At 30.5% G+C, this 15,133-nt stretch carries 15 protein-coding genes and 1 pseudogene; 7 read left to right on the top strand and 9 right to left on the bottom strand.

Going from position 1 to position 15,133, the window contains the following annotated elements; translation table 11 throughout:
- The 4 genes and pseudogenes from RG22_RS15985 to RG22_RS15970 all read left to right on the top strand — a co-directional run.
- Window positions 1-429 (top strand): annotated as a pseudogene (locus RG22_RS15985) (tail fiber protein); the annotation flags it as partial.
- A 52-nt stretch (window positions 430-481) separates the two neighbouring features.
- Window positions 482-2,695: a type II secretion system protein GspD gene (locus tag RG22_RS15980; protein ID WP_034045107.1), complete on the top strand. Its 2,214-nt coding sequence runs from the start codon at window positions 482-484 to the stop codon at window positions 2,693-2,695.
- On the top strand, window positions 2,695-3,897 hold the full coding sequence (locus RG22_RS15975; RefSeq protein ID WP_034045105.1) for a hypothetical protein: 1,203 nt from the start codon (window positions 2,695-2,697) through the stop codon (window positions 3,895-3,897). Before RG22_RS15980 ends, RG22_RS15975 begins: the two co-directional genes overlap by 1 nt.
- Window positions 3,894-4,406 (top strand): hypothetical protein, encoded by a 513-nt coding sequence (locus tag RG22_RS15970; protein WP_034045103.1) that lies wholly within the window; start codon window positions 3,894-3,896, stop codon window positions 4,404-4,406. Before RG22_RS15975 ends, RG22_RS15970 begins: the two co-directional genes overlap by 4 nt.
- A 72-nt stretch (window positions 4,407-4,478) precedes the next feature.
- Here RG22_RS15970 and mnmE read toward each other — a convergent pair whose 3' ends face one another.
- On the bottom strand, window positions 4,479-5,879 hold the full coding sequence (gene mnmE / locus RG22_RS15965; RefSeq protein WP_034045100.1) for a tRNA uridine-5-carboxymethylaminomethyl(34) synthesis GTPase MnmE: 1,401 nt from the start codon (window positions 5,877-5,879) through the stop codon (window positions 4,479-4,481).
- 422 nt (window positions 5,880-6,301) lie between these two features.
- Here mnmE and RG22_RS15960 point away from each other — a divergent pair, with 422 nt between their 5' ends.
- A complete protein-coding gene (locus tag RG22_RS15960) occupies window positions 6,302-6,730 on the top strand; it encodes a hypothetical protein (RefSeq protein ID WP_034045097.1) in 429 nt (142 codons plus the stop codon).
- On the opposite strand, the gene RG22_RS15955 is transcribed toward RG22_RS15960, so the two are convergent.
- The 5 genes from RG22_RS15955 to RG22_RS15935 all read right to left on the bottom strand — a co-directional run bounded on the left by RG22_RS15955 (window position 6,722) and on the right by RG22_RS15935 (window position 11,523).
- Window positions 6,722-7,552, bottom strand: a complete 831-nt coding sequence (locus RG22_RS15955; protein ID WP_034045094.1) for a CvfB family protein — start codon at window positions 7,550-7,552, stop codon at window positions 6,722-6,724. The two genes, RG22_RS15960 and RG22_RS15955, sit on opposite strands and share 9 nt — an antisense overlap.
- Before the next feature lie 158 nt (window positions 7,553-7,710).
- The gene (locus RG22_RS15950; RefSeq protein WP_034045091.1) at window positions 7,711-8,049 is read right to left on the bottom strand and encodes a DUF2853 family protein; all 339 of its coding nucleotides are present in this window, start codon (window positions 8,047-8,049) and stop codon (window positions 7,711-7,713) included.
- Window positions 8,050-8,136: 87 nt separating this feature from the next.
- Complete coding sequence (gene menD, locus RG22_RS15945) at window positions 8,137-9,888, bottom strand: 2-succinyl-5-enolpyruvyl-6-hydroxy-3-cyclohexene-1-carboxylate synthase (protein WP_034045089.1); 1,752 nt, start codon at window positions 9,886-9,888, stop codon at window positions 8,137-8,139.
- Window positions 9,889-9,966: 78 nt separating this feature from the next.
- Window positions 9,967-11,094 (bottom strand): chorismate-binding protein, encoded by a 1,128-nt coding sequence (locus tag RG22_RS15940; protein ID WP_034045086.1) that lies wholly within the window; start codon window positions 11,092-11,094, stop codon window positions 9,967-9,969.
- Between the two features lie 3 nt (window positions 11,095-11,097).
- Complete coding sequence (locus RG22_RS15935) at window positions 11,098-11,523, bottom strand: PaaI family thioesterase (protein WP_034045083.1); 426 nt, start codon at window positions 11,521-11,523, stop codon at window positions 11,098-11,100.
- Between the two features lie 51 nt (window positions 11,524-11,574).
- On the opposite strand from RG22_RS15935, the gene RG22_RS15930 reads away from it, so the two are divergent.
- Window positions 11,575-12,210 (top strand): alpha/beta hydrolase, encoded by a 636-nt coding sequence (locus RG22_RS15930; RefSeq protein WP_034045080.1) that lies wholly within the window; start codon window positions 11,575-11,577, stop codon window positions 12,208-12,210.
- A gap of 131 nt (window positions 12,211-12,341) precedes the next feature.
- Window positions 12,342-12,917 carry a GNAT family N-acetyltransferase gene (locus RG22_RS15925; protein ID WP_034045077.1) on the top strand — a complete coding sequence of 192 codons (576 nt, stop codon included), beginning with the start codon at window positions 12,342-12,344 and terminating at the stop codon, window positions 12,915-12,917.
- An 85-nt stretch (window positions 12,918-13,002) separates the two neighbouring features.
- Here RG22_RS15925 and RG22_RS15920 read toward each other — a convergent pair whose 3' ends face one another.
- The 3 genes from RG22_RS15920 to RG22_RS15910 all read right to left on the bottom strand — a co-directional run bounded on the left by RG22_RS15920 (window position 13,003) and on the right by RG22_RS15910 (window position 15,064).
- Window positions 13,003-13,524, bottom strand: a complete 522-nt coding sequence (locus RG22_RS15920; RefSeq protein ID WP_034045074.1) for a YybH family protein — start codon at window positions 13,522-13,524, stop codon at window positions 13,003-13,005.
- Between the two features lie 201 nt (window positions 13,525-13,725).
- Window positions 13,726-14,475, bottom strand: coding sequence for a methanethiol S-methyltransferase (gene mddA / locus RG22_RS15915; RefSeq protein WP_034045071.1), 750 nt, complete (start codon window positions 14,473-14,475; stop codon window positions 13,726-13,728).
- 37 nt (window positions 14,476-14,512) lie between these two features.
- Window positions 14,513-15,064 (bottom strand): OsmC family protein, encoded by a 552-nt coding sequence (locus RG22_RS15910; protein ID WP_156113407.1) that lies wholly within the window; start codon window positions 15,062-15,064, stop codon window positions 14,513-14,515.
- Between the last annotated feature and the right edge of the window lie 69 nt (window positions 15,065-15,133).

Raw genomic sequence — 15,133 nt, 5'->3', positions numbered from 1 at the left:
ACTAGATGGCCTATTTATTTTTCTAATAATGTCGGCATCGGCACAACAACCCCAGACGCAAAACTAGCAGTAAAAGGCAATATACACACTAACGAGGTTAAAGTAGATTTACTAGGTGCTGTGGCACCCGATTATGTGTTTTATAAAGATTACGATTTAAAAACTTTAAACGAGGTAGAAAACTACATTACAAAAGAAGGACATTTACCTAATATTCCATCTGCAAAAGAAATGGAAGCTAATGGGCTTCTGCTTAAAGAAATGAACTTAAAATTGCTTGAAAAAATTGAAGAGTTAACACTTTATACCATCAATCAAGAGAAACGGATTAACTCTTTAGAGCAAGAAAATAATGAGCTTAAAAAACAACAGAAACGCATCAAGTTATTGGAAGAGCAAATGGCACTGCTTTTAAAAATTAAAGAATAATAAAATTCGAATTAAACTCTAAATATAATTAGAGTACAAATACATCCTTTGAATGAAAAAAATACTGCTTATTTTACTTTGTTTTATGCCCATTATCCTGTTTTCACAAAATGAAGATCAGCGTATTAATACCATCAAAAATCAGTTAGAACTACTTTCTGTAGAAAACTCAGGATTAAAAGAACAAGCCAAAACAGAAATAAGTGTTAGCAACATAACGCTATCTAATTTTATTTTGGCTATATCAAACGCTCATAAAGTTAATATTAATATCTCACAAGAGCTTAGCCAAATCTCAATATCTAATAATAATTTCTCTAATGTTACGGTTTCAGATTTATTAGTGTTTTTATGTAAAGAATATGGTTTAACTATTGACTTTACAGGGAGTATTCTATCTATAAAAAAATACACCTCTCCGGTTGAAGTACCTGAGGAGCGTATTATTCCTATTGCCTATAATCCAGAAAACAACTCAATAAGTATAGATGCCAAAAATGACAAACTGTACGATGTATTTAAACGTATTATGAACGAAAGTGCTAAAAATTTAGTATTCGCTCCTGGGTTGGAAAATAAAACCATAACATTCTATACAAAAAACACTGCTTTTGATGCTGCGATGGATAAACTGGCACTATCCAATAATTTATTTGTTGAAAAAACTAAAGATGATTTTTATGTGTTTGAAGACCATAGTGCATCAGCAGATTCAAACCAATTAAATTCAAGATTAAAACATGGTCAACAAGATAATTTTAAGGTTTTAGATTCAGAAAATAAACTATTACAAGTAAATTTTAATAATACCCCTATAAAGTCTATTATAAATGATATTGGAAACGAGTTAAATCTTAATGTATTTACCGCGAGCCCATTAGACAAAGCTGGAAATGTGACATTTAAAGCTAAATCCATTTCATTTGATGAATTATTAATAAAGATTTTTGAATCTCAAACTTCCAATGCAAATCCATTACCTAACACTACAGTTCAAAACAATAGTAGCCGTAATAATACACCAAATGGAAATCCAATCGTGTCAAATTCAACAGAAGCTTTTACGTTCAAAAAAGAAGAAAACATCTATTACTTTGGAACTGAAAACCAATTAAGTGTTCGCAAAGTTGAAGTGATTCATTTAATGCATCGTTCTGTAGAGTTATTATCAGATCCTTCTGGAGGCAGCGGACGAAGTAGAACTGTGGGGCGAAGCAATTATGGGAATAATTATGGTAACAGTTACAATTCTGGTATTAATCAAAATTATAATAGTAACTCAAATTATAATAACCAACCTAATAACTCAGGCTTAAATAGAAACAGAACACAAACGAATTCGTTAAATTCTAATAGTGCAAATTCTACTAGTGGTGTTTCACAAACTATTGACGAGATTATTCCTGATGAAATTGCTCAAGACTTAGATATTAAAGTTGATCAGGAACTTAATAGCTTGTATGTTACTGGTTCTAGTGCTAAAATTGAACGTCTTAAGGATTTTATAAACTATATAGACAAAACAGTGCCTGTAGTATTAATAGAGGTTATGTTTGTAGAGGTTAATAAAAACAATACTATTGAAACAGGTGTTACTTGGGGTATTGGCGATGAACCAACAAAAACTAAGGGCGATATATTTCCAAAAACAGATTTAACATTAGGGGCAAAAACCATTAATAGAGTCATTAATGGTTTTAACGGGTTTGACCGCTTAAATTTAGGAAAAGTAGTGCCTAACTTTTTTGCCACGGTAAAAGCGATGGAAAGTAATGGAAATTTAAAAATTAAGTCTACACCAAAACTTTCTACTTTAAATGGGCATAGAGCGACTTTTTCTAATGGAGAAACATCTTATTACACCGTTACACAACGTAATATTTACGGAACAGACAATCCGCAAACATCAGAAATTACTAACTACGAACCTATTGATGCCGAATTAGGGCTCACCATAAAGCCCTTAGTATCTGGAGATGGACAAGTCACTTTAGATATTTTTGTCATACAATCCAGCTTTGGAAAGCGCATCGATGAAAATGCACCACCAGATATAAGCTCTCGCGAGTTTAGCTCTATTATTCGAGTTCAAGATCAAGATATTGTAGTACTTGGTGGTTTAGAAGAACAAATAAAAAATGATTCGGGTTCTGGTGTCCCATTTTTGGCAAGAATTCCAGTAATAAAATGGCTATTTAGTTCGCGTAAGCGTGAAGCGTCAAAAGCAAAACTAACCGTTTTTATAAAACCAACTATTATCTACTAATGTTACAAAACTTACTACCTTTTCTTCAATATGGAAACCGTTATTGTGGTATCGAACATACTTCAAAAAAAGGTGAGGGTATTACATATATCACTATTTTAAAAAAAGCAAAAAAAGAAATTGATATTGAAGATCATTTTTCGTCAAAAAGCATTAAAAATACAGCTGACAAACTACCAAAAAATCAACATGTTTTTTTAGTAATCAATGATGAACAAGTATTAACAAAATCTTTAAAAGCAGAACAAATAAACGGTTTAAATTTAGTAAATAAAGCTTTTCCGAATATTAATATTTCTGAGTTTTATTATGAAATTATTAACCAAGGCAACATTAGCTTTGTTTCCATTTGTAGAAAAGAATATGTAGAGCAACTCATTAAAGAATATCATGATAGTAACATTCATATCATTTCATTTTCACTAGGAAACACCATTTTATCAAATACGATTAGTTATATTGAAAGTACTTCTATTTTTACTTCAAATGCAAGTATATTAACAGATAACAACTTAATTAAAACAATTGATTTTGTTGAATGTGGTAAGGAAGAGCATTATAATATTAACGGATTAAATATTTCTAATGCTTACATTCTATCCTTATCTAGTGCTTTATCTAGCATCTTGAATAATTTCACACCTTCTATAAATTATCAAGACAAAAAGAGTGCACTCTTAAACATTTACAAACAGATTCGCTTTTTTAATCAGTTTTTAAAAATTGGACTTCTTTTCATTCTATGCATATTATCAATCAATTTTATTTTTTTTAACTACTATTTTGAAAAAGTAGATGTACTAGATGAAACCTCTCAACTAAATCAAACCTCTAAGGAACGCATCATTAAGCTTAATGAATCTGTAAATAAAGCTCAAAAAATGACAGATGACATGCTTAAAAGCAGTATTTCTAAAAGTTCTTTTTATATAAATAATATAATACAAAGCCTACCAAATTCTATTATACTTTCTGAAATAAACTACCAACCTCTAGAAAAACGTATTAAAGAGGATAACCCCATTTTTCTAAAAAACAATGTACTTACAGTCTCAGGTAAATCTAATAATAGCACACAATATTCTGAGTGGATTTCACTTTTAGAAAATATGGATTGGATTGGTAAAGTAACTGTAGAAACTTATGGTAATTCTAAAACAACAGCTTCTAATTTCAGCATTAAAATTAGCATAACACCATGACACATAAATCTAAAAACATACTATTAGTTGCTGGGTTTATTATCATTCTAACGTTATGCTATCAATTGGCTATTTCTAAAACAATAGCTTTAAAAAAAGATTATAATAGTTTAATACAAGAAGAAGAATTATTTAAAAATACACCTAAGCAATTGTCTCTTCTAATGCAAAAGCAAAAATATTATAATTCGCTTTTAAGCAAATATCAAATTAAAGGAGGTTCAATTCAAAACAATCTTTTAAAAACTGTAAACACTTATGCTGATAGTAATAAATTAAGAGTAGTTAGTTTTTTAGAACCCCATATTTCTATCAGTCATGATTTAACAATTAAAACCTATCAATTTACTATTGAAGGAAATTATAATTCAATATTAAAACTAATCCATCTCCTTGAACAACAAACTAAATTTGGAGAAATTATTAATCTTCATTTTGAAAAGAAAAAGAATTTTAAAACCAATACATATTATTTACAGGCTTATATATTGTTGAAGAGTTTTGGGTGAGTTTTGTGCAACTACATTTAATTCATCTCATGATGTATTTTAGTGGTATATTATACTAAATATCGGGAACCGCTACTTTCCGATACAAAAATTAGCAAATATATTACCTAACAAATCATCGTTTGTGATTTCTCCTGTGATTTCGCCAAAGTGATAAAGTGCTTGACGAATATCTATAGCCAACAAATCTCCAGATAAGCCAGAGTCTAATCCGTGTTTTACTTTTTGAATTTCTTCAAAAGCTTTTAAAAGGGAATCATAATGTCGTGAATTAGTAACTATTGTATCATTATTTCTTAAAACTCCTGTGTTTACAAAACTTAAAAGTTTGGCTTTTAACTCGTCTACTCCCACTCCTTGTTTTGCTGACAATAAAACATAAAGAGAATTATTAACATTACTCAAAGTTTTATTTAGTTTCTGTTTTGTATCAGTAACTAGTATATCTACTTTATTAGCAATAATAAGAATGGTTTTTTGAGGGTATCTATTTTTAATTTTCTCAATTTCGCGTTGAACGCTATCAAAACTATCTGATTCTGATGCATCGAAAAGGTAGATAACAACTTGAGCTTGTTCTATTTTTTCAAAGGTTTTTTTAATGCCTATACTTTCAACTACATCTTTAGTATCTCTTATTCCAGCAGTGTCTATAAACCTAAAACCAATACCTCCAATAGAAATTTCATCCTCAATAGTATCTCTAGTAGTTCCTGCAATTTCACTTACAATGGCACGTTCCTCATTTAATAAAGCATTTAGAAGTGTAGATTTCCCTACATTAGGTTCTCCTACTATCGCAACAGGAATACCATTCTTTATAACATTCCCAACAGCAAACGAATCCAAGAGACGTTTAAGCACAAACATAATACGTTCAGTTAGATCTTTAAACTGTGTTCTATCAGCAAATTCAACATCTTCTTCGGCAAAATCAAGCTCTAATTCTATTAAAGATGCGAAATTTAAAAGTTCTTCACGAAGTTTTGCGATTTCAGATGAAAAACCACCTCGCATTTGCTGCATTGCTATTTGATGAGAAGCTTCATTATCACTTGAAATTAAATCTGCTACAGCTTCAGCTTGCGATAAATCTAACTTGCCATTTAAAAAAGCGCGTAATGTAAATTCGCCAGCGGTAGCCATTCTGCAACCTTGTCTTAAAAACAATTGAATAATTTCTTGCTGAATATAATTAGAACCATGACACGAAATTTCAACTACATGCTCACCTGTATAGGAACTTGGATTTTTAAAAATAGATAATAGCACTTCATCAATAGTTCTATGGCCGTCAATAATATGCCCTAAATGAATGGTGTGTGTAGCTTGCTTGCTTATTATTTTACCAGAAACCGATTTGAATTGTTTTTCGGCAATACTAATAGCATCGTTCCCAGAAAGTCGAATAACAGCAATAGCTCCCGCACCAGAAGGTGTAGCTAGTGCCACTATAGTATCTTGATTTATCATGAAGCAAAAATAGTAAAATGCTTTGCTATTTTTGATACAGAGTGTTTATTATATTATAACTGCAAAATTCTTAATTTAAATAATAAAAAGTAGAAACCTAATGTTTCAGCGAAAGTTATTTCTTTCAAAATAACAAACACAGTTAATTTTGTTGTTTCTAAAATGATTACTATAATCGATTTTTACTAAAGTAAAAGCAACTTAAAAATGAAATATCAACAGTATTATTATAGTTAATATCAAAACACTACTTAATGTGTAAATATAATTTTAGTTACGAATATATTATGTATGCATAGTATATTTGCAAGCCTGTTTTTATAAATGTGGCTTAATAAGTTTTTAAGCGCCTAAGTTGCAGTAAAGCAGAACAGTAAGTATTTTAATCCAACTAGAGCAACGAGAAAAAGATTTACAACAACATGAAAATTATTGACTCTGATTTTTCAAATCACATCATGAAATCTGTAAAAAAAGATTTAGGAGATATATTCTTTTTTAATCATATAGCTGTGATTGAATTTAACGAAGGTGTGCATGTAGATATAAATAATTCTACAGAAATTTTTGATGAAATAAACGCTTACTTTGGGTCTGAAAAACCTTTTGGTGTTATTGCAAACCGTATTAACTCTTACTCTGTAAAACTTTTAGATGCAGATTTATTTAGAGGAAAAGTTAAAAACTTATGTACTTACGCAGTAGTTAGTTACAACCTTGCTGGCAAAATGAATGCGGACATAGAAAACAGTTTCTGTCTTTCTGATAATATTAGTTACGACAGTATAAAAGACGCCATAAATAATGTTCATGACAAAATAAAAAACAATACGTGCTTTTCTCTAAACTAAATAAATACCATCAGATTTTATCTCAATAAGTTTCTGTTTATATAAAGAACCAACAGATTTTTTAAAATTCTTTTTACTCATTTGCAGCTGATCTTTTATCGCTTCAGGGTTAGACTTATCGGTAAGATTTATATAACCACTATTGTCTTGTAACTCCTGTAAAATTCGCTCAGCATTAGGCTCTATGTTCCTGTAGCCTATTTGCCCCAAAGTAATATCTAATTTATTTCCTGGGCGAATTTTTTTAACAATACCTTTTAGTTTGTCGCCAACACTAATATCTTTAAAAATTTGATCTTTATAAATTAAACCTAAATGTGCTTTATTTACAATCACATTCATACCAATGTCTGATGGGTGCGACACTATTAAATCGACTTCATCAAACTCAGCAACCGTAAGTTCTCTGTTATCTAAAAACCGATTGGTTTTACTTGATGCTACTAACCTATCGGTCTTTTCATCTAAATAGCAATGCACCAAATACCAACCGCCTGGTTTCATTTTAAAGGCTTGTTCTTTAAACGGACAAAACAACTCTTTAACCAATCCCCAATCTAAAAAAGCACCATAATCTGTTACTTGATTACAGCGTAGTAAGGCAAAATCGCCTCTTTTGATATAAGGAAAATCTGTTGAAGCTACAGGACGTTCTTCATTATCCAAATACACAAAAACATCAATCTTATCCCAAATTTTAAAAGCTTCAGGAACATATCTGTTTGGCAATAACACTTCGTTTTCTTCATCATCAATTAAATACACACCATGATCAGTTTCACGAAGTATTTCTAAGGTATTTATTTGTCCTAAATGTATCATGCGACAAAGGTAATGATATTAAGGAAAGATTATTTAATTGATGGTGACAAAACTATTGATAAATAATATTTTCCGTTAAAAAGATCCTAAAATAAATTTAGGCAAAGAAAAAGCGTTACAATTTTGTAACGCTTTTATAATATATAATTCTGCAAATATTAATAAACAGATTCTTTTTTAAAATGTTTAGTAAGCAAGTAATAAACTACCGCTCTGTATTTATTTCTGTTAGATTGACCATATTTATCCATAACAGCTTGAATGCCTTTATCTAAATCTGCGCCATCTTTTAATCCTAATTTTTTAATTAAGAAATTATTTTTAACTGTTGCCAATTCTGATTCGTCTGATCCAGAAACTGTTGCAGAATCTGCATTATAAATTGATGGTCCACAACCAATAGTAACTTTAGTTAATAAATCCATGTCTGCATTAACACCGCACTTGTCTTTTAAATCTGCAGCATATTTTGCAATAAGTTCGTCTCTTTTGCTCATAATTAAATAGTTTTTAATGTGTTTGTAAAATACGTTTTTAAAGATAACTATTTTTTAGACACGTATAATCACATAAAGTCACTTTAATTAACTAATAGATTTGAAATATTGAAGTAAAATTTCATCGTTTAAATCTTTTGGAGTAAAGATTTCTATTAATTTTGGCTGATGACTTTCTGAGTAAAATGAATACAATTTGTTATTTAAATCTAATTCATTTGAAACACCAGCATACTCAAAACCATACATTTTGCATAAATATTCTGCTGTTAATTGATGCTTAGTTTCAAAATAAGTATCGAAATTCTCAGTGTTTTTATGTCCTGGAAGGATTCTAAAAATACCACCACCTTGATTATTAATAATAATAATTCTAAAGTTATTAGGTATATAGCTGTTCCATAATGCGTTGCTATCGTAAATAAAACTTAGGTCACCAGAAATTAAAGTAGTTTGTTTTGTGTTTGCAACTGCACAACCAATAGCAGTACTTGTACTTCCATCAATTCCACTTGTTCCGCGATTACAAAATACTTCTATAGTTTTATTCAAATCGAATAATTGTGCATAACGCACTGTTGAGCTGTTTCCTAACTGTAGGATAGTGTCGTTAGGAATAGCGCTTAAGATAATTTCAAAAGCTTTTAGATCACTAAAATCGATAGCTTTCAAATAGGCTTTGTGCTTATTATGTCTAATTGATTTTACAATATTCCAATTCGGTTTATAATCACTTTCTTGTGTTTTTACTTTTGGTAAAAATTTAGAAAAAAAGTAACTCGGTGTGGTTTGAATGGATTGATTTAAACTAAAAAAGGTATCGTTTGCTTTATTCAAATCAATATGCCAATGCTGCTTTGGCTTATACTTTCGTAGAAATGCCTTTATCTTTTTTGATACAATTAATCCACCAAAAGTTAATAAAATGTCTGGTTGAAGGTTTATAAAATCTTTATCTTTTAAAGGTGCAATTAGCTTATCGATACTCGGGAAAAACTCATTGTTATGTATATTCGACGTGGTTTCGGTAAAAACAATTACACTATCGTCTTTCGCTAAAACATCTAACCATTTTTGTTCTATTGTGTTTGGTTGATTCACACCAACCAACACCATTTTTTTTGAAGCCAAATTCCAATCATTAATACATGATTCTAAAATAGGTTCTTCAACTTCTAAAGTTTTCTTTTCAATAGTAATAGGCTTCGGATTAACCGATAGCACATCTACCATGTCATACAACGGTTCATCAAACGGAATGTTAATATGCACGGGGCCGCTTTTTGAAGACGCCATATTTATAGCTTTATTAATTTCAGCTTCATTATACTCTTGAATGCCTTGTTTTAAACCCAATAAGGTTTCTAACTTATTCTCTAAATTTTTAAAAATAGGCAACTCCTCTTCTACCTCATTTTCTTCATTTATATCCAACTTTAGATTAGCAGAATATAAAATATGGTTTTCAAATACATTTTTCTGATTAATGGTTTGTCCATCACCAATATCTATTAAGTGTTTTGGTCTATCCGCCGATAAAACCACCAAAGGCACATCGCTATAAAAAGCTTCTGCTACGGCGGGATAATAATTTAACAACGCACTACCCGAAGTACACAACACAGCAGTTGGCTCTTTTAATTGTTGTGAGATGCCTAAAGCAAAAAAAGCAGCACAACGCTCATCTACAATACTGTAACACTTAAAGTAATCGTCATTAGAAAAACCAATAGTTAAAGGTGCATTTCTGCTACCTGGAGAAATTATAATATGCTTTATGCCTTTAGTTTTACAAAGCTGAATAACGGTTTGCGCAAGCAGAATTTTTGGGTATTTCATTGTTTCAAAAGTACAAAACCTAAGTGGAAATTTGTACCACTAATACACGAATATTTTTAATTAAAAGCATTTGTGAATTTAAAGAACCCGCTTAATAGTTTGTGATTTTGAAACCGTTTCTTTCCATTCACTTTCTGCATTAGAGCTTTCGGTAATACCACCACCAACGTAAATAATGGCTTCATAATTTTTTAATTGCATACAGCGTAAATTAACATACAACTGGGTACTTTTTTTGTTTATAGCGTAAGCTCTATTTTCAATATTACGTTTTCCAGACCGTGGTGCTTTTTTTGTTTCAAAATTTAATTCTCCCAAAAAACCAGTATAAAACTCACGATTATAGTTTTCGTGTTTTAAAATGAATTGTTTTGCTTCTAACTTTGGAAATCCACAAACCGCAGGTGTTGGATGCAATAACGAAATAATATCTTTTAAGTTTGAATTGGATTGCAATCGTGCCGAAATCATAGTTTTTAAATGTAGTAAATTACCAGCTTTTACGGTTTCTGTTTCTGAGACTTTTATGTTTTCAACTAAAGGTTTTAAACTTTTTATAATAAAATTTGTAACAATATGTTGCTCGTCTTTTTCTTTATCTTTCCAAACCACATCCAACGTGCCTTTATAATCTTGCGTACCAGCCAATGCCATAATAGAAAACTGCTTACCTTCTATTTTAATCAACGTTTCTGGAGTAGCACCTAACCACAACCCTACTTTGGGGTGATACCAGCAATACACAAATGCAGATTTGTAAGTATTTAAAAGTTTTTTAAAAATTGAAATGGGATTTAACTCAGAACTGCTAATAGTCTCCTGTCGAGATAAAACAACCTTCTTAAATTCATTGTTTTTAATGGCTTTAACTCCTTTTTTTATGAGGATGATGTGATTTTTTTTTGATTCAGTTTCAATTGGAACTAAATTACTATTCGAGTGGATTCCTCCCTCCTCAGGAATGACAAATAGCTCTAAAATAGAAATGATTTCCGAAGTTTCAACTGGTATTAAAACTGAATCTTGAGTATCATCAAAAGGTGAAAACACAAAACCTTGCTCGGTAAAATCTTTTGTAAAATATAAATCGTTTGTTTCTTGTAGCAACACTTTTACAACATCTTCATTAGGCTTTCTATAAACCACAAAAGGAAGCTTGCTACTATAATGTGTTTCAATACGATTAAAAAAATCATCCAAAGTCATTAACTATTTCTTTTTGGGTAACGAAATGGTTGACAGTCTACAAATAGAAATTAAATTATCGGCATCGTCAGTCACTCTAATATCTAATAATTGTGTGGTTCTTCCTCTATGCAAAAAAGTTGCTTTAGCATAAACAAAACCTTCTGTAACGCTTTTTAAATGATTAGCTGTAATTTCAATACCGCGGACAAAAAATTTCTCAGTATCTATAAAAATATGCGATGCAAAACTCCCAACGCTTTCGGCTAAAGCTGCTGTTGCTCCACCATGTAGCACGCCGTCAGGCTGATAAACTCTTGAGTTTACAGGCATTCTAGCTACTAAAAAATTATCTCCAAAATCTATAACCTCAATTTCTAAGGTTTCCATTAAAGTATTTTTACAAGCTTTATTGGCTTTAAATAAAACGGCTTCTTTAGACAATTGCATAGAATAGTGTATTTTTAAAATCGCTAACAAAAGTACAAAACATAAGTGTAAATGAATTCACAAGAAAAAGAAATATCATACACCATAATCAATACCTATTCTACTCTAAATACGCTTTCAAAATCGACTAAAAATGTGTGGTTTGTTTGTCATGGCATGGGATACTTAAGTCGCTATTTTTTAAAATATTTTAAAGGATTAAATGCAGACGCAAATTATATTATTGCACCACAAGCAGCAAGTAAATATTACTTAAAATCTGAATTTAAACACGTTGGTGCTAGTTGGTTGACCAAAGAAAACACAATAAAAGAAACCGAAAATGTGATGCAAAATTTTGATGCTATTTTTAAAGCGGAAAACATTCCTGATGATGTTAATTTAATTGTATTCGGATATTCGCAAGGTGTTAGCGTGGCTATGCGTTACGTTGCAAAACGCCAATTACAATGTGCACAATTGGTATTACATTCTGGTGGCATTCCTAAAGAATTAAATATTGAAAATTTTAGCTTTTTAAACGCCAAAATAAGTTTGATTTGTGGTACAAATGATGAATATTTAACTGAAGAACGATTTCAATTAGAAACAAAAAAAGCGCAACTTTTATTTAAAGAAAATTTGAATGTTATTATGTTTGATGGTAAACATGAAGTTAATGTTGAATTAATTAATGGGTTAGTTTAAACTGAACGTCATTGCGAGGAAGCATGACGTAGCAATCTCATTAAAAAACTCGCTTTTATAATTAAAATGAAATAATAAATATATTACCACATCATGCAAAAAAAAGCCTGATTCGCAGTAACATATAAACAATGAAGGCACCAACACTAGAAAACAACCGCGTAAAACTCACTCTTTTAGATTTAAGTAATTACAAACACTTAACACCTATCGCGCAACAACCTCATTTAATACAATACTCACCTAGTAAAATTGATACCGCAGGCGATTTAAAAAACTACGTGCAAACTGCTGTTGATGGTTATTATCATAAAACTATCATCCCGTTTATAGTATTCGATAAACAAACTAATACCTATGCTGGCAGCACACGATTTGGACTTATTAATTGGCAAAATAAGGTGTTACATATTGGTTGGACATGGATTGGATACGAGTTTCAAGGTAGTGGATTGAATAAAAACATGAAGTTTTTAATGCTACAATATGCTTTCGAAGTTTTAGAATTTGATAAAGTAGAATTTAGAATAGACGAGCGCAACATAAAATCTAGACGCGCCGTTGAAAAACTAGGTGCAACGCTTGAAGGTATTTTACGAAAAGACACCCTAATGTTTGATGGTTTTAAACGGAACACTTGCTGTTATGGGATTTTGAAAGAGGAATGGACAGAAATAAAACAAACAATTTTTAATACGTTTTTGTGATTGTTATTTTATAATGAATAATTTTAAAATAGCGACTTGAACTTTAATTCAAATCGCTATTACTTATTTCTATATTTATAGAAAGCTATTTAGCTTCTTCTTTTTTTAAAGGAGAATGGTGTTCATGAACCATTTTCCATCCACTATTAGTTTTAACAAATAATAAAGTAATTTGGTCATTTACTACAACGAGGTCTTCACCAAATTTAAGATGAAAATCGGAATGAAAGGTTACATTGGCCACATTACCGTACACTGCAATTTGTAAATCGTTTGCATCAAATTTCACCACTTCTGTTACAGAACCAAACACATTTCGCTCATATGTTTCATTGGCCTTTCCATCATTACGAGGTTTTCCGTTTTTAAATTCGGTAAACTTAGGTCCGTAAGCATGATAAGAAATTAACTTATCAATATCTCCATCTTTAATGCTTTGTGCAATGGCTCCAAAGGTTTCCATTACTTCCTGCTTTGCTTCAGGAAATTCATCGTTAATAATGTCAATTTTCACTTCTTCTATTACTGGGCTTTGCTCTTTCTGCTTACATCCAATAATTAAAAATCCGAAAATCATAATACATGTAAATGCTAATTTTGTCTTCATTATTATATATTTAATTGGTTAATATTAAGATGCCAAAATTATTTACTTAAGGAAATGTATGAAACTAAAATACTCAAAATAAGTGAATTAGCGAAAATGATTTAAATTAATAAATTAGATGCAACATTAAAAAGTGTTTTTGGGTTTTCTATAAGTACGCTTATGCACCTCAGAGACATTAGGCTTAATCTAGATTCAAGATTATTTATCAACAGATTTTTTGATTTTGGTGAAAGGTATAACCATTGGCACTTCTTTTTGATATGTTGCGTATTTTTCTCCTATAGCTTTACGAAGGTCTTTTTCTTCTAAATACTTTACAGCAATTAAAATGTATAATGTAGTTATTACACTAAACAATAGATGACCAACCGTCATTACCGGAGTAAACCAAAAAGCAATGAGAAACCCTAACATGATAGGATGTCTAACAATACTATATAAATAATTAGCTTGGAATTTTGGATTTGGAGTTTGTTTATTTTTAAAATTATCATAAATCTGTGCCAGACCGAAAAGCTCGAAATGGTTAATCATAAATGTTGATAGCAATACGATTAGCCACCCAAGAAAAAACATTCCTGTTAGAAAAATAACAACAACATTATTTTCGGCCTCCCAAACTACGGTTGTTATGGGTTGCCATTGCCAGTAAATCAATAATAGTGCTAAACTCGATAAAAGTATATAGGTGCTACGCTCCATTTCTGGACTAATAATCGTCGTAAACCATTTTTTAAATGCAGGCCTTGCCATTATGCTGTGTTGTAAGGCAAATACACTTAATAAAATAAGATTGATTGATATTGCTGACCCTAATGATGTTTCTGTACCAGAATCTATTGTTTTTGGTACTAAAATATTACCTATGAATCCAATCGCATATAAAAAGGCAATTAGAAAAACTAAATAGGCAACTATTCCATAAAGAAAGATGATAGATTTTTTCATGATTTATTTTTTTGGTTATTAATTTTAAAGTGAACATTCAAGTAATTGGAATACCTTGTTTTATGGTTTGATAAATAATACAGCTATGTTTTGCTCCTCGTATCAAAGTATTTAAGAGCTTTTCATTTGAATTCTCAGCAATAATTAATGCATCGATGTGCATGGATTGAAACTCAACAGGAATTGATTTGTCAATCATTAAGGTACCTCTTACATCAATTTGAGCGGTTGCTTTTATTTTGGTTTCTAAGAGTGTTATTCCCAATTTATTGGCAATCATTCTAATGGTACTTTCAAAACAAGAAGCTAAAGAAGCACATAGTAAACCTCCTGGATTTGGAAAATCATGGTCGCCACCAACAGCACTATGAACCCCAATTTTAAACGGAACTTTCATAATATCATTGATAAGAACTGATATTCTGAATGGGTCTTGTAGATTAGTGCCAATAACTTCCGAAGCATCAGTAATCCATGCTAATGCAGAATCTTTTTTATATTTTTCGTGAAGAATTAAATGTCTTTGATGAATTACAGAACCACTTTTTGTGGATTTAAGGTTCCTTGTTGAAAAATATTGACTTAGCATATCATTAATTTTTTTCAATTAACTAATGATGCAAAGGTTAGATTTAAAATCTCTTTCAATATTTCTTAA

The sequence above is a fragment of the Wocania ichthyoenteri Th78 genome, from assembly GCF_000789235.1.
Taxonomy (GTDB): domain Bacteria; phylum Bacteroidota; class Bacteroidia; order Flavobacteriales; family Flavobacteriaceae; genus Wocania_A; species Wocania_A ichthyoenteri.
Note: the sequence above shows the minus strand (reverse complement) of the source record. Positions and strands in the feature narration are given on the sequence as shown.